The sequence below is a fragment of the Haloferax chudinovii genome (assembly GCF_042663345.1).
Classification (GTDB): Archaea; Halobacteriota; Halobacteria; order Halobacteriales; family Haloferacaceae; genus Haloferax; species Haloferax chudinovii.
This window is the reverse complement of sequence record NZ_JBHTAB010000001.1, coordinates 555,526-581,335: the sequence shown is the minus strand read 5'-3', so window position 1 is coordinate 581,335 and position 25,810 is coordinate 555,526. Positions and strand designations below refer to the sequence as shown.

At 68.8% G+C, this 25,810-nt stretch carries 29 protein-coding genes, 2 tRNA genes and 2 pseudogenes; 15 read left to right on the top strand and 18 right to left on the bottom strand.

Going from position 1 to position 25,810, the window contains the following annotated elements; all coding sequences use genetic code 11:
* From ACFQI8_RS02960 to ACFQI8_RS02945, 4 genes are read right to left on the bottom strand one after another with little or no spacing between them, the layout of a single operon-like run.
* Window positions 1-252 (bottom strand): 50S ribosomal protein L23, encoded by a 252-nt coding sequence (locus ACFQI8_RS02960; RefSeq protein WP_004042614.1) that lies wholly within the window; start codon window positions 250-252, stop codon window positions 1-3.
* The gene (rpl4p, locus tag ACFQI8_RS02955) at window positions 249-995 is read right to left on the bottom strand and encodes a 50S ribosomal protein L4 (RefSeq protein ID WP_390242724.1); all 747 of its coding nucleotides are present in this window, start codon (window positions 993-995) and stop codon (window positions 249-251) included. The genes ACFQI8_RS02960 and rpl4p overlap by 4 nt, the downstream gene beginning before the upstream one ends.
* A gap of 3 nt (window positions 996-998) precedes the next feature.
* Window positions 999-2,015 carry a 50S ribosomal protein L3 gene (locus ACFQI8_RS02950; protein ID WP_390242723.1) on the bottom strand — a complete coding sequence of 339 codons (1,017 nt, stop codon included), beginning with the start codon at window positions 2,013-2,015 and terminating at the stop codon, window positions 999-1,001.
* A 4-nt stretch (window positions 2,016-2,019) separates the two neighbouring features.
* Entirely contained in the window at window positions 2,020-2,862 is an 843-nt protein-coding gene (locus tag ACFQI8_RS02945; protein ID WP_390242722.1) for a putative RNA uridine N3 methyltransferase, read from the bottom strand.
* Between the two features lie 289 nt (window positions 2,863-3,151).
* On the opposite strand from ACFQI8_RS02945, the gene ACFQI8_RS02940 reads away from it, so the two are divergent.
* Together ACFQI8_RS02940 and ACFQI8_RS02935 are read left to right on the top strand one after the other, a co-directional pair.
* Window positions 3,152-3,222 (top strand) — tRNA-Gly (locus tag ACFQI8_RS02940).
* Window positions 3,223-3,234: 12 nt separating this feature from the next.
* Window positions 3,235-3,305: transfer RNA gene (locus ACFQI8_RS02935), tRNA-Gly, on the top strand.
* A 248-nt stretch (window positions 3,306-3,553) separates the two neighbouring features.
* Here the strand turns inward: ACFQI8_RS02935 and ACFQI8_RS02930 are convergent.
* The 4 genes from ACFQI8_RS02930 to ACFQI8_RS02915 form a co-directional block, all read right to left on the bottom strand.
* Complete coding sequence (locus ACFQI8_RS02930; protein WP_390242721.1) at window positions 3,554-3,844, bottom strand: hypothetical protein; 291 nt, start codon at window positions 3,842-3,844, stop codon at window positions 3,554-3,556.
* 171 nt (window positions 3,845-4,015) lie between these two features.
* The gene (locus ACFQI8_RS02925) at window positions 4,016-4,270 is read right to left on the bottom strand and encodes a hypothetical protein (RefSeq protein ID WP_390242720.1); all 255 of its coding nucleotides are present in this window, start codon (window positions 4,268-4,270) and stop codon (window positions 4,016-4,018) included.
* Between the two features lie 71 nt (window positions 4,271-4,341).
* Window positions 4,342-4,626 carry a DUF7130 family rubredoxin-like protein gene (locus ACFQI8_RS02920; protein ID WP_390242719.1) on the bottom strand — a complete coding sequence of 95 codons (285 nt, stop codon included), beginning with the start codon at window positions 4,624-4,626 and terminating at the stop codon, window positions 4,342-4,344.
* A 38-nt stretch (window positions 4,627-4,664) separates the two neighbouring features.
* On the bottom strand, window positions 4,665-5,723 hold the full coding sequence (locus tag ACFQI8_RS02915; protein WP_390242718.1) for a YihY/virulence factor BrkB family protein: 1,059 nt from the start codon (window positions 5,721-5,723) through the stop codon (window positions 4,665-4,667).
* Here ACFQI8_RS02915 and ACFQI8_RS02910 point away from each other — a divergent pair.
* From ACFQI8_RS02910 to ACFQI8_RS02895, 4 genes are all read left to right on the top strand, one after another.
* Complete coding sequence (locus tag ACFQI8_RS02910; RefSeq protein WP_390242717.1) at window positions 5,722-5,871, top strand: hypothetical protein; 150 nt, start codon at window positions 5,722-5,724, stop codon at window positions 5,869-5,871. The two genes, ACFQI8_RS02915 and ACFQI8_RS02910, sit on opposite strands and share 2 nt — an antisense overlap.
* A 197-nt stretch (window positions 5,872-6,068) precedes the next feature.
* Window positions 6,069-6,383, top strand: coding sequence for an MTH1187 family thiamine-binding protein (locus ACFQI8_RS02905; RefSeq protein WP_390242716.1), 315 nt, complete (start codon window positions 6,069-6,071; stop codon window positions 6,381-6,383).
* 120 nt (window positions 6,384-6,503) lie between these two features.
* The gene (gene mch / locus ACFQI8_RS02900; protein WP_390242715.1) at window positions 6,504-7,436 is read left to right on the top strand and encodes a methenyltetrahydromethanopterin cyclohydrolase; all 933 of its coding nucleotides are present in this window, start codon (window positions 6,504-6,506) and stop codon (window positions 7,434-7,436) included.
* Window positions 7,433-7,930, top strand: coding sequence for a hypothetical protein (locus tag ACFQI8_RS02895; RefSeq protein ID WP_390242714.1), 498 nt, complete (start codon window positions 7,433-7,435; stop codon window positions 7,928-7,930). The genes mch and ACFQI8_RS02895 overlap by 4 nt, the downstream gene beginning before the upstream one ends.
* Window positions 7,931-7,969: 39 nt before the next feature.
* On the opposite strand, the gene ACFQI8_RS02890 is transcribed toward ACFQI8_RS02895, so the two are convergent.
* The 7 genes from ACFQI8_RS02890 to ACFQI8_RS02860 all read right to left on the bottom strand — a co-directional run bounded on the left by ACFQI8_RS02890 (window position 7,970) and on the right by ACFQI8_RS02860 (window position 16,658).
* Window positions 7,970-9,574 (bottom strand): GTPBP1 family GTP-binding protein, encoded by a 1,605-nt coding sequence (locus ACFQI8_RS02890; protein ID WP_390242713.1) that lies wholly within the window; start codon window positions 9,572-9,574, stop codon window positions 7,970-7,972.
* A gap of 141 nt (window positions 9,575-9,715) precedes the next feature.
* Window positions 9,716-10,294, bottom strand: coding sequence for a J domain-containing protein (locus ACFQI8_RS02885; protein ID WP_390242712.1), 579 nt, complete (start codon window positions 10,292-10,294; stop codon window positions 9,716-9,718).
* A gap of 90 nt (window positions 10,295-10,384) precedes the next feature.
* Window positions 10,385-11,182, bottom strand: a complete 798-nt coding sequence (gene pyrF / locus ACFQI8_RS02880; protein WP_390242711.1) for an orotidine-5'-phosphate decarboxylase — start codon at window positions 11,180-11,182, stop codon at window positions 10,385-10,387.
* Window positions 11,183-11,244: 62 nt separating this feature from the next.
* Window positions 11,245-12,051 carry a carboxylating nicotinate-nucleotide diphosphorylase gene (gene nadC, locus ACFQI8_RS02875; RefSeq protein ID WP_390242710.1) on the bottom strand — a complete coding sequence of 269 codons (807 nt, stop codon included), beginning with the start codon at window positions 12,049-12,051 and terminating at the stop codon, window positions 11,245-11,247.
* Window positions 12,038-13,645 carry an L-aspartate oxidase gene (locus ACFQI8_RS02870; protein WP_390242709.1) on the bottom strand — a complete coding sequence of 536 codons (1,608 nt, stop codon included), beginning with the start codon at window positions 13,643-13,645 and terminating at the stop codon, window positions 12,038-12,040. The genes nadC and ACFQI8_RS02870 overlap by 14 nt, the downstream gene beginning before the upstream one ends.
* On the bottom strand, window positions 13,642-14,799 hold the full coding sequence (gene nadA, locus ACFQI8_RS02865; protein WP_390242708.1) for a quinolinate synthase NadA: 1,158 nt from the start codon (window positions 14,797-14,799) through the stop codon (window positions 13,642-13,644). The genes ACFQI8_RS02870 and nadA overlap by 4 nt, the downstream gene beginning before the upstream one ends.
* Before the next feature lie 209 nt (window positions 14,800-15,008).
* Window positions 15,009-16,658: an amidohydrolase gene (locus tag ACFQI8_RS02860; RefSeq protein WP_390242707.1), complete on the bottom strand. Its 1,650-nt coding sequence runs from the start codon at window positions 16,656-16,658 to the stop codon at window positions 15,009-15,011.
* 199 nt (window positions 16,659-16,857) lie between these two features.
* Between ACFQI8_RS02860 and hmgA the strand changes: the two genes are divergently transcribed.
* Both hmgA and ACFQI8_RS02850 read left to right on the top strand, forming a co-directional pair.
* Window positions 16,858-18,069, top strand: a complete 1,212-nt coding sequence (gene hmgA, locus ACFQI8_RS02855) for a hydroxymethylglutaryl-CoA reductase (NADPH) (RefSeq protein ID WP_390242706.1) — start codon at window positions 16,858-16,860, stop codon at window positions 18,067-18,069.
* 217 nt (window positions 18,070-18,286) lie between these two features.
* Complete coding sequence (locus tag ACFQI8_RS02850) at window positions 18,287-18,436, top strand: hypothetical protein (protein WP_390242705.1); 150 nt, start codon at window positions 18,287-18,289, stop codon at window positions 18,434-18,436.
* A gap of 27 nt (window positions 18,437-18,463) precedes the next feature.
* On the opposite strand, the gene ACFQI8_RS02845 is transcribed toward ACFQI8_RS02850, so the two are convergent.
* On the bottom strand, window positions 18,464-19,003 hold the full coding sequence (locus tag ACFQI8_RS02845) for a DUF5817 domain-containing protein (protein WP_390242704.1): 540 nt from the start codon (window positions 19,001-19,003) through the stop codon (window positions 18,464-18,466).
* A gap of 70 nt (window positions 19,004-19,073) precedes the next feature.
* On the opposite strand from ACFQI8_RS02845, the pseudogene ACFQI8_RS02840 reads away from it, so the two are divergent.
* From ACFQI8_RS02840 to ACFQI8_RS02830, 3 genes and pseudogenes are all read left to right on the top strand, one after another.
* Window positions 19,074-19,172, top strand: a pseudogene (locus ACFQI8_RS02840) (cupin domain-containing protein); the annotation flags it as partial.
* A gap of 241 nt (window positions 19,173-19,413) precedes the next feature.
* The gene (locus tag ACFQI8_RS02835; RefSeq protein WP_390242975.1) at window positions 19,414-19,917 is read left to right on the top strand and encodes a DUF2238 domain-containing protein; all 504 of its coding nucleotides are present in this window, start codon (window positions 19,414-19,416) and stop codon (window positions 19,915-19,917) included.
* A gap of 172 nt (window positions 19,918-20,089) precedes the next feature.
* On the top strand, window positions 20,090-20,545 hold the full coding sequence (locus tag ACFQI8_RS02830) for a DUF2238 domain-containing protein (protein WP_004969560.1): 456 nt from the start codon (window positions 20,090-20,092) through the stop codon (window positions 20,543-20,545).
* Between the two features lie 54 nt (window positions 20,546-20,599).
* Here the strand turns inward: ACFQI8_RS02830 and icd are convergent, their stop codons facing one another.
* Window positions 20,600-21,859 (bottom strand): isocitrate dehydrogenase (NADP(+)), encoded by a 1,260-nt coding sequence (gene icd, locus ACFQI8_RS02825; RefSeq protein ID WP_390242703.1) that lies wholly within the window; start codon window positions 21,857-21,859, stop codon window positions 20,600-20,602.
* Between the two features lie 119 nt (window positions 21,860-21,978).
* Between icd and ACFQI8_RS02820 the strand changes: the two genes are divergently transcribed.
* The 4 genes and pseudogenes from ACFQI8_RS02820 (at window position 21,979) to ACFQI8_RS02805 (ending at window position 24,892) form a co-directional block, all read left to right on the top strand.
* Window positions 21,979-22,941, top strand: coding sequence for an isoaspartyl peptidase/L-asparaginase (locus ACFQI8_RS02820; RefSeq protein ID WP_390242702.1), 963 nt, complete (start codon window positions 21,979-21,981; stop codon window positions 22,939-22,941).
* 84 nt (window positions 22,942-23,025) lie between these two features.
* Window positions 23,026-23,961, top strand: a complete 936-nt coding sequence (locus ACFQI8_RS02815; protein WP_390242701.1) for an oxidoreductase — start codon at window positions 23,026-23,028, stop codon at window positions 23,959-23,961.
* Between the two features lie 114 nt (window positions 23,962-24,075).
* Window positions 24,076-24,165 (top strand): annotated as a pseudogene (locus tag ACFQI8_RS19455) (DUF7522 family protein); the annotation flags it as partial.
* Between the two features lie 88 nt (window positions 24,166-24,253).
* A complete protein-coding gene (locus ACFQI8_RS02805) occupies window positions 24,254-24,892 on the top strand; it encodes a DsbA family oxidoreductase (protein WP_390242700.1) in 639 nt (212 codons plus the stop codon).
* Between the two features lie 130 nt (window positions 24,893-25,022).
* Here the strand turns inward: ACFQI8_RS02805 and ACFQI8_RS02800 are convergent, their stop codons facing one another.
* On the bottom strand, window positions 25,023-25,664 hold the full coding sequence (locus tag ACFQI8_RS02800) for a dienelactone hydrolase family protein (protein WP_390242699.1): 642 nt from the start codon (window positions 25,662-25,664) through the stop codon (window positions 25,023-25,025).
* Window positions 25,665-25,810 lie beyond the last annotated feature (146 nt).

The window sequence follows — 25,810 nt, the reverse complement described above, 5'->3', positions numbered from 1 at the left end:
TTAGAACACCCCGATACGCGACGCGACTTCCTGCGCGTCGTCGTCTTCAGAGAGACGAACTGTTGCTTTCTTTTTGCCTTTCATCGTGACCTGCGTGTTGACCTTCTCGACGGTCACGTCGTAGCGCGACTCGACTTCCGACTTGACGTCGGACTTGGTCGAGTCGATGTGGACGATGAACTGGAGCTTGTTGTCGAAGTCCATCTGGTTCATCGCCTTCTCCGTGACCAGCGGATGTTCGATGATGCTCATCGTTCTGCGACCTCCTCGAGCGCGCTCTCGGTGAACAGCGTGAGGCGACCGGCGTGGGTGCCGGGTGCGAGGTCCTCGGCGGAGACGTTCGCCGCGGTGGCGACGTCGACGCCGGCGAGGTTGCGAGCCGCCTTCGAGGGCTCGTCGGCCGTCACGAAGAGAACGGACTTCGGACGGGTGTACTTGCGACCGCGGAGCTTGCCCTGGCCGCTCTTGACCTTCTTGTTGTCCTCGGAGCGCTCGATGTCGTCGTAGACGCCGAGGGACTGCAGGAGGTCGACGACCTCCTTCGTCTTGACGAGGTCCTCGAAGTCGTCGGAGACGACGAGGGGGAGCTCGGCGTCGTCGTCGAAGCGGTGACCGCGCTCGGCGACCAGCTCGGGGTCCGCCGTGGCGGCGAGCGCCGAGCGGACGGCGAGCTTACGCTCCTTCGTGTTGATCTCCTTCCCCTGGTCCTTCTCGGCCTTCGGCGGGTGAGCGCGACGGCCGGAGACGGCGTGCGGGACGCGTCGGGCGACGCCGTTCTGGCGTGGGTCGTGGGACATCCCACGGCCACTGCCCATGGACTCTGCCGGGGTTCGAAGTCCGGCGTAGGGGTCGGCACCGTACGGCTGTTTTCGGTTTGCCTGCGCGGCGATGACGGCACGCTTGATGAGGTCCGGACGGTAAGCCGTCTCGAAGACCTCGGGCAGGTCGATACTGCCCGCGTCGTCGCCGTTCAGGTCTCGGATAGTTGCCTGCATGGTTTAACCCTGGTTCGATGCGGTAGAGACGTAGCGCACCTCGGGGTCGAGGCGCGGCTGGTCGTTCGGCCGGATGGCCGGGCGGAACCGCAGGAGGCGCTTGTTGGGGCCCGGGAGCGAGCCCTTGATGAGCGCGTAGGAGCCGTCGACCTCGCCGTAGTTGACGAAGCCACCTTCGACGGAGGCGTCGTCGCCCTCACCGAGGTCGATGAGGCGCTTGTTGAGCTCGGTGCGCTGGTGATACCCAGTCTGACCGAGCTGCGGAACCGTAGAGCGGACACGGGACGGGTTCCAGGGGCCGAGGTTGCCAATACGGCGTCTCCAGCCCTGGCGGGCGTGCTTGCCCTTACGCTTCTGGACGCCCCATCGCTTGACGGGGCCCTGCGTACCCTTACCCTTCGTGACACCCGCGGCGTCGAGGTACTCGCCGGCGCGGAACACGTCGGACATCTCGTGTTCGCCGCCCTCGGCAACGAGGTCGAGGGCGAAGTCGGCGCGCTCCACCATGGAGCCGCCGCCGACGCGAGTCTCCATCACGTCGGGCTTCTTCTTGGGCACGTTCGCGAGCTCGGCGGGCACCGTGTGCGTGATGACGCGGAGGTCATCGACTTCGCCGGCCTCGACGGCCTCGCGAAGCGCGTCGGCGCCCGAGTCGAACGTGTCTTCTGCCGGCAGGTCGAGGACGCGGTCGAGTTCATCGTGGAACTCGTCCGTCCAGACCTCGGTCTGCGGCTTCATACCGTACGGCGTCTGCTCGTAGGCGCGAAGGGCGACGGCGCGCATCGGCGGCGTCTCGACGACGGTCACCGGGACGGACTCCTCCATTCCTTCGCGGGGGGAGTCGGCCTCGTCGTTGACCATCATGACGTGGGTCATACCGGCCTTGTAGCCAGCGAATCCCTGCAGTGCAGGGGAACCGTCGTCACTTGGCCACGACTTGATACGCGGGACCTCTTTGGTCACACGCTTGCGGGGGCTGAAGCCCATCGAGCCTTTTCGTGGTCTGCTTGGTTGTGGCATGGATTCACTCCGTGAGTGTCAGGGAGGCGAGGGAGGCGAACATCGCTTCCTCCGTTCGCACGACCTCGCTTCCCTGTCGCGGAATCGTATTGAGCCAGAGGTCGAACCCCGGACCAACGGAAGGTTCGACGTCTGCAACATCCTCGGGAGACATCCCGAGCATGTCCGGAAGCCCACGGCCCGGCGACCCGAAGACGACGGTCATGCCGCCGGCCTCGGTGATGCGGGCCGTCAGGTCGCCCAATCTGGGGACCGACAGCGGTTCGCCATAGCGAGACGTGGCGATTCGCACGCCCGCATCTGGCCTGCCGAGTGCTTCCGTGAGGTCCATGCGGGATACGTCGAAGCCCGGAAGGGGCTCGTCGACGATCCGCGCACGGACCGGTTCTCGCGAAGAGATCCTGACAGCGACGCGCTCTCCCTCTGTGAGGTTCATCCCGGGAGGGACGAACAGGGAGATCGGGTGTTGCATTCCGCAATTGACCCGAACGCGGTCGTCAGGTCCGACCTCGGTCACGATTCCTTCTCGCAACGCGGGCGACTCGTCGGAGTCGTCCGCGGTCGTAGACGCGACGAGAACGGGCGGCAGGATACCAGCGTAGCGGAGTTCGTCGCGCTTGCCCCAGACCTCCTTGCGGAGGTAGGGGGGCGTCGCGGCGTACCGGAGTACGGTTTCGACGAACTCGCCGCCCCACTTGTTCTCGCCGTCTTCGTCGGGGAAGACGACGAGTTCGTTCGCCCGGAAGACCGCCGCCGCGCGGGCGACGTAGCCGAGTTTGCGAGTTGCCTCGCGTTTGTCTTCGGCTTCCCGGACGAGTGAGGACGGCACGAGTACGCTGAGTGTCATGCCGAATTCATCCTCGTCTCGTCTAGACTGTGGCGTTTCTACCGGGGGCCTACCTAAAAGAGTAGCGAATCCATTCTGGGGTGATAGAGCGTCCCACGACCAAGTTTGCGGGGGATTGGCGAACGTCGCGTGGTACATAATTACACGGTCTGCGACAGGTCGGTGAAGGCGAATTTTATGTGGTAGCAGGTGGCGCGCCGTCGCCCGATTTCTCCCCCGTTTCGCAAGTCTTATTTATCAACCCGACACTATCGAGTAACGCAGTAGCACGCCACGATACACGCGGAATGCGCTGGTAGTGTAGTGGTATCACGTGACCTTGCCATGGTCACAACCTGGGTTCAAATCCCAGCCAGCGCACATCCACCACATGCGTCGGTAGTGTAGTGGTATCACGTGACCTTGCCATGGTCACAACCTGGGTTCAAATCCCAGCCGACGCACTTCTACAACGAATCTACCTTCCGAGCGACCGCTGTGCGTGTCGCTCGGACTATGAGTTGTGAATGCGGCCCGGTGGGAGTTGAACTAGCGAGCGAACGCGAGTGAGCGAGTGGTGTTCAACTCCCGTCTCACCGACTCGACCGCCGGCTCGCCGGTGTTCCTGCGTTCACCTCGCGGTGTTCGGTGAACTCCCAGCCGACGCGCTTCTCCGAACGCAACCCACTCAGCGACGCGTCCCCGGAAACGCTCACGTTTCGTCCCGCGTCCGCCACCACCAGCCCATCGCGGCCACGCCGACGACGAGGACGACCACGGCGAGCGCGTCGAGGGCGTAGTTGAGCGGCGTGCCCGTCGGCACGGTCCCGGACTGGGTCACCTGCAAGAGGGCGTACGAGAGCCACGTGAGACACATCCCGACGAGGAGGACCGCCCGCGTAGCGGGGAGCTTTCCGCGCCGGTACTGCACGGCCGTGCCCGCGAGGAGCAACAGGTACGCGACGAGCAGGGGAACGCCCCCGAGGTCGGCAAGCACGCTCACGATTCGGCCGGGAACGCCGCGAGGGCGCTGAGAGACGCGAAGACGACGGGGGCTACTCGCGCGATGCGGGCGGAAAGAGAGACCATACGCCACGTCCGTAGAGCGAACACTAAATAGTTGACAGTTTCCAGAACGGGGAGGCGTCCCGTTCTCACACGCGCGGGCGAAGAATCAGTAGCCGAGCGTGTCGGCGGTCTCGATGCGCTCGATGCCGTCGAGTTCGCAGAGGTCGGAGACGGCCGACTCCGCGAGCGAGACAACGACGCCGCCGAACCGGAGTTCGCGTTCGATGCTTCCGCCGAGCGACTCGACGCGGGTTTCGAGCGCGGCGCGGGCGTCGTCGGCCGCGGGTTCGACGCGGAGCTCCGTGACCGCGTCGTCGAGCGGGTCGTCGCGCATGCGACGGACGGGGTGAGAGAGATACATATCCGGCGGTCGTCGGCCGGCGGGAAAACGGTCGCGGTCGGCCGATGGCGGACCGCGCTCGACCGAGGCAGTCAGTCCTCGGTGGAGTAGAACAGTGCCTCGCGGCCCGCGCCGCAGTCGGGACACGACGACGGGAACGCGGTCAGCGAGCCGAGTTCGCCGCAGTCGTCACACCGCCAGACGAGTCGGGCCTCGCCGAAGTCTTTCTCGGGCAGTCGCCGGTGTTCGACGACGGTCGGCGGTCGAACCGCGCGAGAGGCAGTCTCGGCGGTCGTCTCGACGGCTTCCCACCGCGCTCGTTCGTCGTCGAGCGGTCGCGCCGGCTCCGTCGGTCGTGCGGGGGTCTTTATTGCCATAGTGTCGCATACGCACGCCATCCACATAACGCCCGTCGTCACTCCTCGTGACTGTCAGGCCACGAGGACCATCTGAGTTCTAGTCTGACGGGGCCCTCCGGCAGGAACCGACTCGTCTCGGTGTCGGCGACGACCCGCTCTGGGCGGGGGAGCGTGACGGACTCGTCGCCGACGCGGAGCGTCAGGTCCTCGTCGGGAGCGGCCGCAATGAGGCGGTCGAGTCGCTCGATGGCCGCGGTCACCTCACCGCGCGTCACGGTGTCGGTCTGGGAGTCGAGGGGGACGCCGCCGAACAGCGGACGCACGTTCACGTCGCGCGAGCGGTTCGACAGCACCGCGTTGACGGCCGCGCCGAGGAGGATGACGAGCCCGCTGAAGTAGAGCCACGTCAGGAGGACGAGGATGCCGGCGACGACGCTCGATTCGGGAGCGCGGCTACTGAACTCGACGTAGAGTCGGAACAGCGACTCGAAGGTCGTCAGCCCGACGGCGGCGACGAGCGTGCCGGGGACGACCCCCAGATAGGTCACGTCCTCGTCGGGGAAGATGTAGTACATCGGGTAGAACGTCAGAAAGAGGACGGCGACGAGGAGGCCGCGGTAGACGACCCAGCCGAGCGCCCCGTCGAGCGCGGGGAGCACGGACTCGAGGAGCGCGACGATGACGACGGCGACCGCGACGGTGACGAGCACGACGATGCCGTCCGAAAGCTGGTCGGCGAAGGTGTTGGCCGCCTCGGACTCGTAGATGTCCGAGAAGGCGGTGTCGAGACCGCGGAAGATGCGGAGCGTCCCCCACACCAACACGAGCACCCCGACGAGGGAGAGGCTCGCAAGTTGGGTCGACGACTCCAGTTCGGCGACGATGACGTCGCTCGCGCCGGGAGTCAAGACGGACTGGATGACGGCGATGACGCCCTCGCGGAGGCCGCTGTCGCCGGTGGCGGAGACGGCCGCGAGGACGAGCAGGAACAGCGGTAACAGCGAGACGAACGCTCCGTAGGCGATACTGCCCGCCATGAAGGTGAGCCGCTCGGTCCGGACCTCGTAGGCGATGGCCCGGCCCAGCGTGACCGCTCTCTCGACGCGCGGATTCATGAGCGCTGATACGTCGGCCGACGAGAAAAGCGCGATGCGCGCCCGGTCGGCGGTGACGACGCTCGGCGAGAGTGACTACCGGCGGGCGGCGAAGACGGCGACCGCCAGCCCCAAGACGGCACCCGTCACGGTCCACTCCGCCGCGTAGCCGACGGCCCCGCCGATAGCGGACCCGAGAGTGACCCCGCCGGCGACGTTCGCCCCCGCGACGAGCGCCATTCGTGTGAGTTCGCTCTGGAACATAGTGGAGTCTGTGACTGTTCGAGGGCATAGCCTCGTCGGTTCGGTCATCGAATCGCCGACTGGTCACCCCGTTTTACTACCGCGTGTCGCGTGGGTACGGTCATGACAGTCATCGCGATGCTGAGCGTCGCACCGGTCGTCGAAGGGAGTATGTCGGGCGAGGTCGCCAAGGCCGTCGCGGCCCTCGACGACTTCGAGGTGGCCTACGAGACGAACCCGATGGGGACGGTCATCGAGGCCGACGACATCGACGAACTGCTCGCGGCGGTCGGCGCGGCCCACAAGGCGGTCGACGGCGACCGCGTGAGCACGTTCCTGAAGGTAGACGACAAGCGCACGAAAGACCAGACGGCCGCCGACAAGGTCGACGCCGTCGAAGCCCACCTCGGGCGGGAAGCGAGACGCGACCGCGAGTAGCTTCGCGGGCCGCGGCGACCCGTCGCGCGGGTCCGCCATGCGAGACACGAGACACGTCCACGCGACCCGGGGCGGTGAGGACTGACAAACCCTTTAGCCGAAGGCGCGCAATCGCCTCGCATGGACAGCATCAATCGGATGGCCATCGAACTGGTCGACGAGGCGCTCGACTTCGCCGGGGAGCTCGGCATCGAGGGCTACGAACTCGACTCGGGCGCGACGGTCATCGACTTCGGCGTCGACGCCGACGGCGGTGTCGAAGCGGGGATGCTCCTCGCGGAGATTCAGACCGCGGGGCTCGCCACGGTACAGACGCGGATGGGCGAGGTCGCCGGCACGCCCCGCCCGCACGTCGAACTCTCCACCGACCGCCCCGCACTGGCTCTCCTCTGCTCGCAGAAGGCCGGCTGGGAGCTCACCTTCGACGACTTCGACGGCCTCGGCTCCGGCCCCGCACGCGCGCTGGTCGGCGAGGAAGAGGAGTTCCACCACCTCGGCTACTACGACGAGTTCGACCTGACGGTCCTCGCCGTCGAGAGCATCGACCTCCCGACCGACGAGGTCGCGGAACACGTCGCGGAGACGACCGGCCTCGAACCGAGCGCCGTCTTCCTGCCGACCTACGCGACCGGCTCGCTCGTCGGGAGCGTCACGGGCGCGGCTCGCGCCGCCGAACTCGCCGTGTTCAACCTCTTCGAGGCGGGCTACGACCCGACGAACGTCCTCTCTATCAACGGCTCCGCCCCGCTCGCCCCAGTCAGCTACGACGAGAGCGTCGCCATGGGCCGGACGAACGACGCCGTCGCCTACGGCGGGCGCGTCCACGTCACCGTCAGCGAGGACTTCGACGACTTCGACCGCGCGATTTCCACGGCCGGGTCGGACTACGGCGTCCCGTTCGAGCAACTGTTCGAGGACGCCGACTGGGAGTTCGGCGCGGTCGACCCCGACGTGTTCGGCCCCGCGCAGGTCACGGTCGACGTGGTCGACGGGCCGACGTACACCCTCGGCGAGACCGACGAGGACGTGCTCGCCGACTCGTTCGGACTGTGAGGCGCAAGCCGGTCCCGCCCGCGCCGGACTCCCTCGACCGACTGTGGGACGCCCACCGCGCCGTGCCCCTGATTCCGGGGTCGGAAGACGACTGTTGCGGACGCGTCGCCGAGCGACTCGACGTGACGCCCGACGAGGGCCGCGACTGGCTCGTGTTCTGCCAGTCGCTCGGGCTCGCCCGCGGGGTGAGTCGCGGCTTCGAGCGCGTCCGCGACCACCCCGACGCCGACGACCTGCGAATCGCCTTCGAGGGGAACGTCTTCGGCGCGCGCGAGGCGCTCGACGCCCTCGGCGACGAGCCGACGTCTGCGGACGCGGTGTTCGAGGCGTTCGAGCCGACCGTGCCGAACTGGGAGCGCCACCGCGACCCCGATGGGTGGGAGTCGCGCTGGCGCGACAGAGTCGCGCGGCTCCTCGACTGGGCGGTGCTGTTTGACGCGGCGGAAAAACGGACGGACGGCTACGTCGCGGTCGCGGTCGAAGACGCGGCCTGACCGTCGGCGGGACGAACCTGAGTCGCCGCCCGTGCTATTCTAGTCGACCTTCGTCACGGTGCCGACGCCCTTGGACCGCCCCTCGCGGAAGACGAATCGCTGGCCCTCCTCGACGAAGTACGAGCGGAATTTGAACTCCACGCGGGTCGTGCCGGTGTCGCCCGGGAGGAGTCGCCCGCCCTCTGGGTGGAAGACGGCCGCCTCGGAGACGGTTTCGAGGTGGACGACCGGCTCGTAGCCCTCCTGAATCCGCGTCGGGTGGTTGAGCACCATCACGTCGGCTTCGAACTCGCGGACGGGGGTCGGCTCCGCGTCGGCCGGGAGGAGCACCATCCCGCGCTCGATTTCGGACTCGCGGACGCCCTTGAGCGCGATGCCGACGATGCGGCCGGCGTTGGCCCGGTCGACCCGGTGATAGTGCATCTCGATGGAGCGGGCCTCGACCTCGCGGAACTCGCCGTCGGACATCGGCCCCAAGAGCAGTTTGTCGCCGGCCTCGACCGCCCCGGAGTTGACCGTGCCGGAGGCGACCGCGCCGACGCCCGTGACCGAGTAGGTCCGGTCGATGTACATCTTGAACTCGCCCTCGGCGGCGCTTCGCTTCGGGAGCGACTCGAACAGCCGGTCGAGGTCGTCGAGGCCGTCCATCGTGACTGCGCTCGTCGGGAACAGCGGGACGACCGACTCGCTTATCTCTTCGACCGCGGCCTCGACGCCGTGACGCTCGACGCTCAGGGGCGTCCGGCCCACGTCGCGGAGGAGCCGCTCGACCTCGCGTTCGACCTCGGCGGCGCGCTCGTCGGAGACGGCGTCGACCTTCGTGATGGCGACGACCGTCGGAAGCTCCATAGCGAGCAGGATGCCGAGGTGTTCGCGGGTCGTTCTCGTCGGGCCGTCGTCGGCGGCGACGACGAGCAGACCGTAGTCGAGGCGCTGACCGACGAGGCCGCGAATCGTCGTCCGAAGCCACGGCTCGTGGCCGACGGTGTCGACGAACGAGACGAGCCGGTCGGCCTCTTGGACGACCTGCGCCCGGTCGGACTTCCGGTGGGGGTTACGCATGTGGACCGGACCGTCGTCGGCAAAGCCGTAGACGGCGTACGAGAGGTCCGCAGACAGGCCGCGTTCGACCTCGTGGGGTTGCACGTCGAGGAACGACCGCGTGCCGCCGTTGCCGTTGTCGGCCTGCCCGGTCACGAGCGAGCCGACGAGCGTCGATTTGCCGTGGTCGACGTGGCCCGCGGTGCCGACGACGATGTGGTCGTCGTCGACGTCGAGCATCGTGCCCTCGCGGATTGTCGCGACGCCGACGAGGCCGCGTTCGGCCGAATCGCCGACGCCCCACGTCTCCACGTCTTCGATGTGCGCCCCGGCCTCCTCGGCCAGAAGCGACAGCACGTCCATGGTCTCGGAGAAGTCGTCCGGCGGGATACCGGCGATGCCGCCGTCGTCGGTGACGCCGACCACGTAGGTCGCCACGCCGTCGCCGGAGAGCACTCGGTGTCTGAGTTGAGCCGCGAGCGACTCCATCCGGCCGTCGGACAGGTGAACGGCGCGGGTGAGGCGTTCTTTGAACTCGACGCTTCCGCCTTCTTCCTCACCGCGCTCGAGGGCCTCATCCAAGAGAGCCCGATCCGCGCTCATAGACTCGGGTAGGAAACCGACGGTGAAAACGCTTTCCGCGGTAGCAATTGCCATGAGACTGTACCACAATCGAGACGGAAGCGACGCGGACGCGCCCGACGAGACGCGTGTCGGTCAGATGCGAACGAAACCGAGACGTGCTCAGTCGCTCAGTCGTTCGTAGGCCCGGTTGACGCGCTTGAACGCCTCCTCGTCGCCGGTCTTCGAGTCCGGGTGGGTCTCTTTGACCCGCTCGCGGTAGGCCGCTTTCACGTCGTCCTCAGAGGCGTCGGCGTCGAGGTCGAGCGTGTCGAGGGCTTGCTGTCGGCTCATACCGCGTCGCGGCGGGCGGACGCTCGCCTCGTCGCCGCGGGTTCGCTGTCGCCGGCGGCGTTCGCCGTCGAACCCGCCGTCTGGACCGAACCGCCCGGCGCGCGGTCCCTCTTGTGGGTCGCCGCGGGGGCCAGCGCCGAACCCGCCGGTGGCCTGTCGGTCGCTCTGCCGTCGCTCCGACCGGAAGCCGAACCCGCCGCGCCCGGCGTCGGCACGGACGCGCGTCCGGCGGAACCGCTCTTTGAGGCGGCCGCTGACGTGGGCGTACATGAAGTACGTCGTCGCGCCGAAGGGGAGGGCGACGAACAGCAACAGGAGCTGTCGGTAGGCGAACGCCAACACGACGAGGAGCATGGTGATGCCCGCGAACACCGCCGCGAGCCCCATGACGAGTCGGTCTCGGTCCACGGGCGCAGTTAGGGTCGCACGGTGGTAAACGTCTCGCCGGGCCGCGACCGCCGGACGGGGCGGCCGGGAAAATCGACTGCTGGCGTCGCCTCAGCGGTACTGGTTCAGCCGCTTTTTGAGGCGCTTTGCGGCCTGTCCGGCGGCCTTGTCGAAGTCCTCGCCGTCGTCCTCGCCGGCGAAGATGATGCCGCGCGAGGAGTTCACGAGGCCGACGCCGTCCGCGAGGCCGAACTCGACCGCGGCCTCGGCGTCGCCGCCCTGCGCTCCCACGCCGGGGACGAGAAACGGCAGGTCGGGCACCTGCTCGCGGAGGTGCTCCAGTTCCTCGGGACCGGTCGCGCCGACGACGAGGCCGACGTTCCCGTGTTCGTTCCAGAGGTCGCAGAGCGCCGCGACGCGCTCGTAGAGGGGTTCGCCCGAGTCGAGTTCGAGCGACTGGAGGTCTGAGCCGCCGGGGTTCGAGGTGCGGCAGAGGACGAACACGCCCTTGTCCGCCCGCGCGAGGAACGGCTGGATGGAGTCGCGGCCCATGTAGGGGTTGACCGTGATGGCGTCGGCGTCGTCGAGCAGGTCGGCGTACTTGCGGGTCGTGTTGCCGATGTCGGCGCGCTTGGCGTCCAGCAGGACCGGCACGCCCTTGCCGTGGGCGTAGGCGATGGTCTCGCGCAGGGCGCGCCAGCCGTCCTCGTCCTCGTAGAACGCCGCGTTCGGCTTGTACGCCGCGGCGTGCTCGTGAGTCGCGTCGATGATGCGGCGGTTGAACGCCCAGCGCGGGAGGTCCTTGTCGAGGAGGTGGTCGGGGATGCGGTCGATGTCGGCGTCGAGGCCGACCGAGACGACGCTGTCTGTCGCCTCGATGCGGTCGCGGAGGTCGTCGAAAAAGCCCATTGCCCGCGAGTGCGACGACCGAAAGTAAGGGGTTTTCCCTTCGCTCCGGTCGGAATCACCACTCACCCGGTCCGGAACGAGAAGTCGGAACTCGGCGCGCTGTGGGTGAGCCACCCCATCGAGACCACGTCGACGCCGGTGTCGGCGTAGGCGGGGAGCGTCTCGGGCGTGATGCCGCCGCTGGCCTCCGAGAGCACGCCGTCGGGGAGCCGGGTGACGCCCTCGCGGACCGCCTCGGGCGGGAGGTTGTCGAACAGGACGATGTCGGCTCCGGCGGCCGCGGCGCGCTCGCCCATCTCGGGCGTCTCGACTTCGACCTCGAGCTTCGTCGCGAACGACTTGCGCTCGGCGAAGCGGCGGACCGCCTCCTCCAAGCCGAGTTCGGCGATGTGGTTGTCCTTGACCATCACCATCCCCGAGAGCGTGAGACGATGGGTGTCGCCGCCGCCGGCGACGACGGCGCGTTTTTCGACGCCGCGGAGGCCGGGGGTAGTCTTGCGGGTCGCGGCGACCCGAACCGAGTCCGACACTTCGCGGGCGGCGTCGACCGCCTCGCGGGTCGTGGTCGCGACGCCGGAAGCGTGGCCGACGACGTTGGCGGCGACGCGCTCGCCCCGCAGGACGTTCCGGGCGTCGCCGTCGACCCGCAGGACTTCGTCGCCCGGTTCGACCGCGTCGCCGACTTCGACGGCGTTCTCGGCCGCGACGCCGAGAGAGTCGAAGACGGCGACGGCGGCGTCGAGACCGGCGGCGACCGCCGGCTCTGTGGCCACGAGTCGCCCGGTGGTGTCGCCGGGCACGTCGTTCGTCACGTCGCGGTGGCCGACGTCCTCGGCCAACCAGCGCTCGACCGTCTCAGTCGTCAGCACTCGGGGTCACCCCCTGTTCGGCGTCGTCGCTTCCCTCGCCTCCCTCGCCTCCCTCACGTCCGTCCGGGTCGACGAGCGAGTGACAACCGGCCGAGGGCGCGTCGGCGGCCGCGCGAGCGACGAGGAGCGACGAGACGCAGGCGTTCCGGAGTTCGTAGACGGGCCGCGAGACGCGGGTGCGGGCGTAGGCGTCGACCTCGCCTTTCAGGCGGCGAAGCCGCGCCCGCGCGGTGTCGAGGCCGTCGGGCGTGCGCTCGATGCCCACGAACTCGTCCATCGTCCGCCCGAGGCGGTCGAACTTCGTGTCGGCGAAGGCGTCGGGGAGCGCCGGGTCGGAGTCGCGGGGCGGCGCGTACTCGACGGTCTCGGCCTCGCCGCGGCCGCGGTCGGCCGCGGTCCCGCCGGCGCGGACGCCCCAGACGAGCCCTTCGAGCAGGCTGGTCGAGGCGAGCCGGTTCGCGCCGTGGACGCCGGTGCGGGCGCACTCGCCGGCGGCGAACAGGCGGGACAGCGAGGTCCTGCCGCGGTCGTCGACGGCGACGCCGCCGCAGAGGAAGTGCTCGCTCGGGGCGACCGGAATGCCGGCGTCGGGGTCGACGCCGCGGTCGTCGCAGAGCGCCGCGAGGTCGGGGAACTCCTCGCGGAAGTCGAGGTCGGACACGTCGAGGACGACGCGGCCGGTCCGGTCGCGGGCGCGGGAGACGGCGCGGGCGACCACGTCTCGGGGGGCGAGCTCGGCGTCTTCGTGCACGTCGGGCATGAAGCGGCGGCCGTCGGCGTCGCGCAGGGTCGCGCCCTCGCCGCGAACGGCCTCGCTGACGAGGAACGGTCGCGCGTCGTCGTCGGCCCGCGGGTCAGTCCCGGGGTCGTACGCCGTCGGGTGGAACTGGACGTACTGCATATCCGAGACGGTTGCGCCGGCGAGCGCGGCCATCGCCACGCCGTCGCCGGTCGCGCCCGCGGGGTTGGTCGAGCGGGCGTAGCAGTCGCCGATGCCGCCGGTGGCGAGGACGGTCGCCCCGGCGAAGACGGGTTCGACGTCGCCGTCCGCGAGGACGGTCGCGCCGCGGACGGTCCCCTCCTCGGTCAGGAGGTCGAGCGCCATCGCACCGTCGACGACGCGCACGCCGTCCCGGGCCGAGAGGTGGTTCAGGAACGGCCGGAGGACGTGCGCGCCGGTGCTGGCGTCGACGTGGAGGATGCGGCGGCTGGAGTGGCCCGCCTCGCGGGCGAGGTCGAAGTCGTCGGCGTCGCCGGCGTCCGGGTCGCCGACGCTCGCCCCGTCGGCGCTGGCGTCGAACTCGACGCCGAGCGTGTCCAACAGCACGTCCTCGACGACGGCGCGGGACTCGGAGACGAGCGTCTCGACCGCCTCGGGGTCGGCGGTGTCGTCGCTCGCCCGCCGGATGTCGGCGGCGAACTCCGCGGGCGCGGACTGGGTGACGGCGATGCCGCCCTGCGCCCAGTCGGACGCGGCGTCCTCGGGCTCGGTCGCCTTCGTGACGACGAGCACGTCGGCCCCCTCGCGGGCGGCGGCGAGGGCCGCGGCACAGCCGGCGATGCCGGAGCCGACGACGAGCACGTCGGCCTTCATAGTTCGAGCATGCGGTCGAGCGCGACCGCGGCGAGTTCCTTCTCCTCGGGCGCGACCTCGACGACGTTGGGTTCGCGGCCCGCGGCGAGCTCTTCGAGCACCCACGTCAGGTAGTTGGGGTCGACCTGCCGCATGGCGTTGCAGTCCATGCAGGCATCGCCGCAGAGGGGGCGCACGTCGACCTCGGGATGCCAGCGCGCGAGGTGTCGCGCGAGGTGGACCTCGGTGCCGATGGCCCACGTCTCACCGGGGTCCGCGTTCGCGACGACGTCGCAGATGTGGCTCGTGGAACCGACTTCGTCGGCGGCCGCGACGACGCTCGGGCGGCACTCGGGGTGGGCGACGACCTTCGCGCCGTCGGCCTGCGCCGCCTCGACGTGGTCGACGCGGAAGCGCTCGTGGACCTGACAGTAGCCGTCCCAGAGGACGACCTCGGCGTCGCCGAGGTCGGGTATCTCGGGGTCTGCTTCGCCGGTAGCGCCCATCGACTCGGCCACGTCGCCGGCCCACGGGTCCCACTCGACGACCTCGTCGATGCCGAGTTCGTCGGCCGTGTTGCGCCCGAGGTGCTTGTCGGGCAGGAACAGCACGGCGTCGCCGCGCTCGAACGCCCACTCGAAGGCGTCGGCGGCGTTCGAGGAGGTGCAGATGAGCCCGCCGTGGGAGGCGCAAAACGCCTTCAGGTCGGCGTAGGAGTTCATGTACGTCACGGGGACGATGTCCTTGCCCCCGGACTCCTCGACGAGCGTCTCCCACGCGGAGTCGACCTGCACGGCCTCGGCCATCCCGGCCATCGGGCACGACGCCTCCATCGACGGGAGAATCACCGTCTGGTCGTCGTCGGTGATGATGTCCGCGCTCTCGGCCATGAACGTCACGCCGGCGAAGACGACGTAGTCGGCGTCCGACTCGGCGGCGCGCTTCGAGAGTTCGTAGGAGTCGCCGACGAAGTCCGCGTGCTCGACGATTTCGCGTCGCTGGTAGTTGTGTCCGAGGACGACGACGCGGTCGCCCAACGCCTCGCGGGCGGCGGCGATTCGCCGGGAGCGGGCGGCCTCGTCGAGGTCGCGGTGGCTCTCCGGAAGCTGTTCGAGCGTGTCGTATTTGAACAGGCTGAGCTCCGACTCGAACCCGACCGACTGTAATTCAACCACGATTGGTCACCACGGTAGAAGTCCAATCAGAGGGCCTTATTGAAAAATATTTTTCTTCAACAACCCATACTCAAGCGTAAAGATTCTCTACACAGCCGATTGTCCAGTGGTACATGCACTCGATTGGTCGTTAGAAGTCGAACGCAGTCGCTACTCGGTCGAAGAACAATTTTATTCAAAACCCACCGTCGTCGGTGGCGGTTACTCGTTCAGTCGCGTTCGAAGACGACGCGGCCGTCCACGACGGTCATCGAGACCGCGATATCGCGAATCGAGTCGGTCTCCCACGGCGACTCGTCGAGGACGACGAGGTCGGCCGCGCTCTCGACCGCGATAGTCCCAAGTCGGTCCTCGTCGAATCCGGCGTAGGCCGCGCCGGAGGTGTACGCCCGAAGCGCCTCGGTGACGGTGAGCGACTGGTCGGGGTTCGGGTGGTCGGTGGCGAGGTCGACGCCGAAAAGCGGTCCGAGCGGCATGCAGTCGCTCCCGAACGCGAGCGGGACCCCCGCGTCGAGCAGGTCGCGGTAGCGGTTGGTCCGCAGGCGTCGCTCGCCGAGGCGGGCGTCGTAGAGGCCGCCCTCGTCGGCCCACTTCAGGAAGTTCGGCTGGACCGAGGCGACGACGCCCGACTCGGCGAACCGCTCGATGGCCTCGTCGGAGGCGAGTTCGACGTGTTCGACCCGGTGGCGGGCCGCGCCGGGGTCGTCGGTCTCCTCGTACGCGTCGAGCACCGCGTCGATGGCCGCGTCGCCGATGGCGTGCGCGGTGAGCTGATAGCCCGACTCGTCGGCGTCGGCGACGAGGTCGCGGAGTTCCTCGGGGTCGACGACCCACTGGCCTGTCTCGTCGTCGGCCGCGTCGGGGTCCGCCGCGGCGTCGGCGTAGGGGTCGGTGAGCTTCGCGGTCCGCCCGCCGAAGCTCCCGTCGGTGAACGTCTTTATCCCGCCGACGGTGACGAGGTCGCCGCGGCTCCCGCCGCCGTGGTTCGTCCGCAGGCCGACCTCGCGGAGCGCGTCGAGGTGGTCGGACCAGTAGTTGATTCGGACGCGGAGGGCCAGTTCACCGGCGTCGGCGAGGTCGCGGTAGACCTCGGGCGCGCGGGAGCCGCGGACCATGTCGTGGACGCCGGTGACGCCGCGGGCGGTCGCGTACGACTGCGCCGCGCGGACGAGTTCCGCCATCTCCGCGCGGCCCGACTCGGTCGCCTCGCGGAGCACGTCGACCGCGCCCTCGACGACGACCCCCGTCGGCTCGCCGGCGGTGTCGGCGTCGTCGCCATCGTCGTCTCCGGCGGTCCGCACGCCCTCGTCGGGTAGTTCGTCGGCGTAGCGGTCGAGGACGACCGAGTTGACGCCGGCGGTGTGGAGGTCCTCGCGGAAGGCGACCACTGGGCGCGACTCGGAGACGGCGTCGAGGTCGTCGCGGGTGAGATATCTGGATTCGTCCCACGTGCTCTCGTCGTAGCCGTAGCCGAGCACCCAGTCGGTCTCGTCGTCGCCGGTCTCGTTGTCGTCGGCCCCGTCGCCATCAGCCCCGTTTTCGCGTTCGACCTCGGCGGCCCGCTCGCGGAGCAGTTCGACCGCCTCCGCCGGGGAGTCGGCCGCAGAGAGGTCGGCGTGGACGATAGACCGGCCGACCATCGGGAGGTGCGTGTGGGCGTCGATGAAGCCGGGAAGGACGACGCGGCCGCCGCAGTCGACGACCCGCGTCTCGACGCCGGCCAGCAGTTCCACGTCGAACGCGCGGCCGACCCGGACCACCTCGCCGTCGCGGACGGCGACGGCTTCGTGCGTCTCGTCGGGCGACCCGAGCGTGTGTACCTCCGCGTTCGTCAGTACGAGGTCCGCTGCCGCGGTCATACGTTCGACCCCGACGCGGGAGGGCAAAACGGTTCGGGAGGCGGCGGAGCGGCCGGACGGTAGCCAGACGGTGGCCGGATGGTAGCCGAACGGTGGCCGGAGGGTCGCCGAAAGGGAGCCGGACGGCCTCGGACGGGGGTCGACCGCGGGCGTTGGAGGAACCGGAACGCGTTAGGGCCGGCGCGGGAAACGTCGGGGCATGACAGACGCCGCGTCCCTCGCCGACCGCGTTCGGGAGGGCGAACTCCGCCTCCACGAACTCGAAGCGCACGCCGACGCCGACACCGCCGCCGAGGCGCGCCGCTCGCTCGTCGAAGAGCAGTCCGGCGCGTCGCTCGACGCGGTCGGGAACTACGGCTTCCCCGCGGAGGCCGCCGAGTCGGCCATCGAGAACATGGTCGGCGCGATTCAGGTGCCGATGGGCGTCGCCGGCCCCGTCAGCGTCGACGGCGGCTCCGTCGCCGGCGAGAAATACCTCCCGCTCGCGACCACCGAGGGCGCGCTCCTCGCCTCGGTCAACCGCGGCTGTTCGGTCATCAACGGTGCCGGCGGCGCGACCGCTCGGGTCCTCAAGTCCGGGATGACCCGCGCACCGGTGTTCCGCGTCGCCGACGTGGCCGAGGCCGAGGCGCTCGTCTCGTGGACCCGCGACAACTTCGCGGCGCTGAAAGCGGCCGCGGAGGAGACGACGAACCACGGCGAACTCCTCGACGTGACGCCGTACGTCGTCGGCAACTCGGTCTACCTGCGGTTCCGCTACGACACCAAGGACGCGATGGGGATGAACATGGCAACCATCGCCACCGAGGCGGCCTGCGGCGTCGTCGAAGACGAGACGACCGCCTCGCTCGTCGCCCTCTCGGGCAACCTCTGTTCCGACAAGAAGCCCGCCGCCATCAACGCCGTCGAGGGGCGCGGGCGGAGCGTCACCGCCGACGTTCGCATCCCGCGCGAGGTCGTCGAGAAGCGCCTGCACACCACGCCCGAAGCGGTCGCCGAACTCAACACCCGCAAGAACCTCGTCGGCTCCGCGAAAGCCGCGAGCCTCGGCTTCAACGCCCACGTCGCCAACGTCGTCGCCGCGATGTTCCTCGCCACCGGGCAGGACGAGGCGCAGGTCGTCGAGGGCGCGAACGCCATCACGACCGCCGAGGTGCAGGACGGCGACCTCTACGTCTCGGTCTCTATCGCCTCCCTCGAAGTCGGCACCGTCGGCGGCGGCACGAAGCTCCCGACGCAGTCCGAGGGCCTCGACATCCTCGGCGTCAGCGGCGGCGGCGACCCCGCCGGCTCCAACGCCGACGCCCTCGCCGAGTGCATCGCCGTCGGCTCCCTCGCGGGCGAACTCTCGCTCCTCTCCGCGCTCGCCTCGCGGCACCTCTCCAGCGCCCACGCCGAACTCGGTCGGTAACGCGTGTCGCGAGCCGGCTTCAGTTCCACCACGACCAGAAACGACTGAATCGCTTTTCTCAGCGTTTTCCCGCGCTGTACCACCGGGGCCGCACTTCTCTGTCCTCGTTCACTTTCACTCCGCACCCGTGGCTCGCGTTTATTCCGTCCCCGCGAAAACGATGAAAACGTATCCGACGGGGAACACCCGCGGGCGTGTCCACAACCCATCCCCTCCCATGCCCGTCTCCACACGCGGTATCGACCCCGAACCGCCCGACGAGTACGACGACTCGCGGCGGGTGGCGCTCGCGCTCAGGCTGGTGACGTTGGCGCTCGGCGTCGTCGCCGCCGCGCTGACCGTCGCGAAGTTGCTCGGCGCGCTCTGAGCCCGTCTCCGAGGGCGACACCGGCGCTCAGACCAGTCGGTGTCGCCCCCGAGACTCCGACACCTCGCCGCGCCGCCGGAGCTTGTCGAGCAGGTCGCGGGCGCGGTCCTCGGGGACGCCCCGCTCGGCCGCCGTCGCGACGATTTCCTCCTCGGTCGGCCGGTCGCCGTCCCGGACCGCCTCGCGGACGACCGTCAGGCGGTCGGCCGACCCGGACGGCGAGCTCCGGCCGTGCGCGGCGGCTTCGCCCGCCGCGAACACCTCGTCGGCGTCGAGTCCCGAGCCTTCGAGGTACTCGCGGTCGTCGACGCCGGACTCCTCGACTCGCCGGTCGAGCTCCGAGACGTGTTCGACCTGCGCGAACGCCTCGCTGTCGCCGTGTTTCTTCGCCAACAGCGCCGACCGCGCCTGCCGCGCGGCGTCCCTGTCGTCGGACTCGAAAAAGCGGCGGAGCTTCTTCGTCTGGTGTCGCCTGCCGCACCGCGGACACGTCGCCGTCTTCGACCCGTCGGGGTCCGAAAGCAACCACATGTTCGCGCAGTCCGTACACCCAACGACCGCGTACATACGCCGTTGTTCCGCGGCGTCGGATTTGAACGTTCGGGAGCGCGCCGAACGGGAGCGTGCGCACAGGTGTGGCGGCGAATCCCACGGCGCGGAGAACCGCGGTGACGAGACCGTTGTCGGCATCGACGCGGTCTCGCCGCCGCGGACCAACCCGCCGTGGCTGGACTGAGCCGAGCCCGAACCGCCACCCCCGCTAGAGTCTCTGTGAGATGCGGTTCGGGGGCTCCGCGCCTCTCGAACGGGGTTCGATACGTTTCAGCCGGAACGTGTGAGGAGAAAGCATTTATCAATGTGGTGTCACCAACGGCATGACGGTAGTCCCTAACTATGCCCTCCCCACGCGTACTTCCCCCATGGACAACGCCCAGCGCGTCGAACACTCCGGCCATCACGACGAGCGACGGCCGACGATGAGTCGCTCGAACCTCGCACGCGAGCCGTGGCTGTGGGCGTTCGTCGGCGGCTGGGCGGCGGTCGTCAGCGCGCTCCACTTCGGTGGGCTCGCGTACAACGTCTACACGCGCATCTGGTGGTGGGACGTGCTCACCCACTCGCTTTCGGGCTTCGGCGTCGCAGGCGTGTTGTTCCTCGTGTTTCCGCGGACGTTCCGGGGCGTTCGCGCCCCCGTGGTCGTCGCCGGTATCGTCCTCGCTATCGGCGCGGGTTTCGAGGTGTACGAGTACCTGTTCAAGGACTTCTGGTGGGGCTGGTCGATGGCCTACTACGCCGAAGACACCGCGATAGACCTCGTGGTCGACGTGGCGGGCGGCCTCGGCTTTTTCGCCTTCGTCGAAGGCATCCTCCGGTCGCGGACGCCAGCCGACGCGGCTTCCGGCGAGTCGTCGCGCCGAATCGGCCACCTCCGCTCGGACGGCGGCGAGAAGTCGGGCGACGACAGCCCGGCGAATCGCTGACTCCGGCGTCGGTACGGCCGTCGACGAGGTTAATTTCACCCCAGACGTGTCGTTCCGTCGGGAAAAGCTACATATCGATGATGGCCTATCTCTCGTCTATGCTTCCGCTCGCAGGCAACCGCACACAGCTCCCCGCCACTCCAGCCGACGCGTTTCACCATTCGACCCGGGCATGCTGAGACGAACCTGGAACGAGACGGTGTTGGCCGGGTGGGAAGAACGGCCCCGAGAGATGGCCGTCGTCGCCGTGTTCGGGAGCGTCGTCACCGTGACGCACTTCACGAGCATGGCGCTGTTTCTCTACACGCGCATCTGGTGGTGGGACATCTTCGTCCACGCCGCCTCAGGGTTCGGCGTCGCGGCGATTCTCTACGTCCTCAACCCCCGCCTGCTCCACTCGCGGCTCGCGCTCCTCGTCGTCCTCCCGATGGCCGTCGCCGCCATCGGCACGTGGTTCGAGGTGTACGAACGGCTCTTCACCGGCTTCTGGGTCGAGTGGCCCCGGTCGGTCTATCTGGAAGACACGGCGGTCGACATCGTCGCCGACACCGCCGGCGCGGTCGTCTTCGGCGTCGTCAGACCGCTGTGGAACCGGATTCGGCGCTGGCGAGACCCGAATCGACTGTAGTCGGCGCGAAAGAGATGCGGCGTCGGTGCCGCGAGAGAGAAGTCGTGTGTTCGCTTACGCGAGTTCCTGAATGTTCTCGACGACCTTGTCGGCGTACTCGCTCGTGGCGAGCTTGTTGCCGCCCTCGATCTGGCGTTCGAGGTCGTAGGTCACGTCGCCGTCCGAGATGGTCTTCTCGACGGCGTCACGGATGAGTTTGCCGGCGTCCTTCCAGCCCATGTACTCGAACATGAGGCGGCCGGAGAGAATCATCGCGGTCGGGTTGACCTTGTCCTCGCCGGCGTACTTGGGCGCGGAGCCGTGGACGGGCTCTGCGAGACAGAGGCCCTCGCCGAAGTTCGCGCCGGGGGCGATGCCGAGGCCACCGATCTGCGCGCCGGCGGCGTCGGACATGTAGTCGCCGTTGAGGTTCATCGTGGCGATGACTTCGTAGTCGGCGGTGCGGGTCAGAAGCTGCTGGAGCATGTTGTCGGCGATGCGGTCCTTGACGACGATCTTGTCCTCGGGCTGCTCGCCGTCGTACTCCTCCCAGAGCTCGTCTTCCGTGATGGTGACGTCGCCGAACTCCTCTTCGGCGAGTTCGTAGCCCCAGTCGCGGAACGCGCCCTCGGTGAACTTCATGATGTTACCCTTGTGGACGAGGGTGACGGAGTCGCGGTCGTTTTCGAGGGCGTACTCGATGGCCTCGCGGACGAGGCGCTTCGTCCCGAACTCGGTGATGGGCTTGATGCCGATTCCGACGGGGCCGTCGTGGATGACGCCCGTGGCACCCATCTCGTCTTCGACGAACTCCTTGACCTGCTGGACCTCGTCGGTACCGGCTTCCCACTCGATGCCGGCGTACACGTCCTCGGTGTTCTCGCGGAACGTGACCATGTCCATCGCCGAGGGGTTCTTGACGGGCGACGGGACGCCGTCGAGGTGGTAGGTCGGCCGGACGTTCGCGTAGAGGTCGAGCTTCTTGCGGAGCGCGACGTTGAGCGAGCGGAAGCCCGCGCCGACGGGCGTCGTGAGCGGGCCCTTGATGGCGACGCGGTGGTTGCGGATGGCGCTTACCGTGTCTTCGGGGAGGTTCTCGTCGTACTTGTCGCGGGCGGACGAACCGGCGTAGACGCGCATCCAAGAGACAGAGCGGCCGGTCGCCTCGGCGGCGGCGTCGAGGACCTTCTGCGCGGCGGGGCCGACGTCCGTTCCGATTCCGTCGCCGTGGATGATCGGAATAATCGGATTGTCGGGGACGGAGAGCTCGCCCGTCTCCTCGTCGACCGTGATTTTCTCGCCGTCGTCCGGAACCTCAATCTGGTCGTAGCTCATGAACAATCAGAGCTTTCTAATGCGGTGTAAAAGTCCTGCCGTTATCGACGGGGGAGATGCACGTATCGCTCTACCCGGGGTCGATACGTTTACACTCGCGGTCGGCGAGACAGTCGCGTATGCGAATTATCCTCCACGGCGGTGCCGGCGGCATCCCCGGCGAACCGGAGCCCAGACAGGCCCTCATGGACGACGCGGCCGACGCGGGCGCGAGCGAGTCCGACCCGCTTTCGGCGGTCGAGACCGCGGTCCGCGTCCTCGAATCCGACCGCCGGTTCAACGCCGGCGTCGGCGGCGCGGTCCAGTCCGACGGCGTCGTCCGGACCGACGCGGGCGTCATGCTGAGCGACCGCCGGGTCGGCGCGGCCGCCGGCATGGAAGGCGTCGAACACGCCGTCTCCGTCGCGCGGGCGGTCCTCGAAGAGACGCCGCACGTCCTCCTGACGGGCGAGCCGGCGGTCGAGTTCGCCGCCGACGCCGGCGTCGAGACCGGCGTCGACCTCTTTACAGACGAGACCCGCGAGCGCTGGGCGAACGCGGACGCCCCCGACGGGTCGCCGGCGGAACACCTCGCGTGGCTCGCCGACCGGTTCGGCGACAGCACGAGCGACCCGACCGCCGAGGCGGGAGACGGCTACCTGCCGGCGAACGACACTTCCGAGGGAACCTCGGCAGGCAGTGACCGCTCGGCTCACGATGTTCGCCTTCCCGGCCACGACACGGTCGGGGCGGTCGCCACCGACGGCGAGACGTTCGCCTCCGCGACCTCGACCGGCGGCCGCTGGTTTGCCCTCGCCGGCCGCGTCGGCGACGTGCCACAGGTCGGCTCGGGCTTCTACGCCTCCCCGGCCGGCGGTGCGTCGACCACGGGAGCGGGCGAAGACATCGCGCGCGTGACGCTCGCCCGCCGCGCGGTCGGCCACCTCGAACGCGGCTGTGACGCCCAGACCGCGGCCGACCTCGCCATCGAGGAGTTCGGCGAACTCACCGGGTCGTCGGCGGGCATCATCCTCCTCGACGACGACGGGTTCGGCTCGGCGTACAACTCCGACGGGATGCAGACCAGCACCGCGTCGAAGTGAGGTCGTCGTGGCCGGCGGCGACCGCGTTTCGGTCGCGCCGACCGCGCCGCCACGGTTTACTCGGTTCGGGCCGTTGCATCTCCCATGAGTGACTGGACCGCGGCCGACGTTCCCGACCTCTCGGGGAAGACCGTCGTCGTCACCGGCGCGAACAGCGGCCTCGGCTTCGAGGCGACGCGCACGTTCGCCGAGAAGGGCGCGCACGTCGTCATGGCCTGCCGGAGCCTCGACCGCGGCGAGGACGCGATGGCCGACATCCGCGAGTCGGTGTCTGCGGCCTCGCTGACCCTCTCGGAGCTCGACCTCGCCGACCTCGACTCAGTCCGGCGGTTCGCCGACGAGTTCGCCGCCGAACACGGGTCGCTACACGTCCTCTGCAACAACGCCGGCGTGATGGCGATTCCCCGACGAGAGACCGCACAGGGCTTCGAGACCCAGTTCGGGGTGAATCACCTCGGCCACTTCGCCCTGAGCGCCCGCCTGTTCCCGACGCTCCGCGACACGCCCGGCGAGACGCGGCTCGTCACGATGTCGAGCGGCCTCCACGAGCGCGGTCGGATGGAGTTCGACGACCTCCAGGGCGAACGCGACTACGACGAGTGGGACGCCTACGCCCAGAGCAAGCTCTCGAACCTGCTTTTCGCGTTCGAACTCGACCGCCGGCTGACCGCCGCGGGCATCGACGACGTGCTGAGCGTGGGCGCACATCCCGGCTACGCCGCCACTAACCTCCAGCTCCGCGGCCCCGAGGCGTCCGGGTCGACGCTCCGGTACTGGATGAGCAAACTCGGCAACGCGATATTCGCCCAGTCGGCCGAGATGGGCGCGCTCCCGCTCCTGTACGCCGCGACGTCGCCGGCCGTCGAAAGCGGGGAGTACGTCGGCCCGCAGGGGCTGTTCGGCATGCGCGGAACCCCCGGCATCGCGGAGCCGAGCGACCGCGCCAGAGACCCGGAGACTGCCGCACGGCTCTGGGAAGTCTCGGAAGAGCTCACCGACACGCGGTTCCGACTGGCCTGATTCCCGGCCCGTCTCGGACGAGCGCCGGGAGGCGAGATGGCCAAATACTGCGGCGTGCTATCTACCAGCGTGACCGAATCACCGCCGACAATCACCCGGAGCGTCGCCGACGCCATCGTCACCACCGACGAACTCGAACTCTCGGAGTTCGAGGAGCTGGAAGTGGCGCTCCGCCGGATGCTCGAATCGACCCCCGGTGTGTGAGGCCCGGTCCGAGCCGCCGCCGCGACGTCGCGCCGACCGCACACGACAGAGCAATCCGCTTTTGTAACCAGAACAGATACGAGCGTGTATGAGCGAACCCGACGCGGAGCCGGACCACATCACCGTCTACTCGGACTACGTCTGTCCGTTCTGTTACCTCGGCCGCGAGTCCCTCAGGCAGTATCAGGCGACCCGCGACGAGGAACTCGACATCGACTGGCACCCCTTCGACCTGCGAAGCCACAAGCGCCGTCCCGACGGGAGCATCGACTTCTCCGTCGACGACGGGAAAGACGAGGACTACTACGAGCAGGCCAAGGAAGGCGTCCGCCGTCTGCAGGACAAGTACGGCGTCGAGATGGACCTCGACATCGCGACCGACATCGACTCCCTGCCGGCACAGGTCGCCTCGTTTCACGTGAAAGGGCACTACGACAACGACACGTGGCTCGAATTCGACGTGGCAATCTTCGACGCGCTCTGGCAGGCGGACAAGGACATCGGCGACGAGGACCTGCTCGTCGAACTCGCCGAGGACGCGGGCGTCGACGGCGACGAAATCCGCTCGGCGCTGTCGGACGACGCGCTGTTCGCGGAGGTGCGCGAGCAGTTCGCCGAGGCACAGCGCCACGGCGTGACCGGCGTGCCGACGTTCGCCTACGACGGCTATGCGGCCCGCGGCGCGGTCCCGCCGGAACAGCTCGAACGGCTCGTCGACGGGGTCTGAACCCGCGCCAGCCGGGCGAGGCTCGCGCGAGTAACTTCATTTTGCGAGCGGCCGTAGCTATGCACATGGCCAACAGACACCACCGTTGCAACCTCTGCGGCCGCGACTTCGACTCCCGCGAACAACGCCCTCAGCCGAGGTGCGCCTCGAACCAGTCGGCGGCGAGGTCGGCCACGGCGTCCAACTCGCCCGGTCCCTCGAACAGGTGACCCGCACCGGCGACGACCTCCAGCGACTTCTCGCAGTCGAGTTCCGCGAACGCCTCGCGGTTCAGACGCAAGACCGGTTCGTCGGCACCGCCGACGACGAACAGCGTCGGTGCCGTCACGTCGCCGAGCCGGGACTCCGCGAGGTCGACGCGCCCGCCGCGAGAGACGACCGCGCCGGCGTCGTCGCCGAGGTCGGCCGCCGCGAGAAGCGCCGCCGCCGCGCCGGTGCTCGACCCGAAGTAGCCGTAGTCGAGCCCGGCGGTGTCGTCGCGGCCGCGGAGCCAGTCGGTCGCGCCGAGCAGTCGCTCGGTCAGAAGCGGGATGTCGAACCGCGTCGCGTACTGCTCGTCTTCCGCCTCCGTGAGCAGGTCGAAAAGGAGCGTCGCGACCCCGCGGTCGCGGATGACCTCGGCGACGAAGTTGTTTCGCGGGCTCTTCCGACTGCTTCCGCTCCCGTGGGCGAACACCACGAGCCCCGACGCGTCCGCCGGAATCCGGAGGTCGCCCTCCAGCACCGCGTCGCCGACGGGTATCGAGACGAGATTCGGCGTCGTGTCGCTCATACGAGACGATACGACGGACTGCGGCTTAGGCCTGCCTCGACCCGTCGCTTCGCGTGAATTCGCAGTCCGCTCGTTCTGATGGTCATGAAGTACACAATTAATGTTAATATACAATCGGGAGTACACCCGTACGCCAACCATGGTGA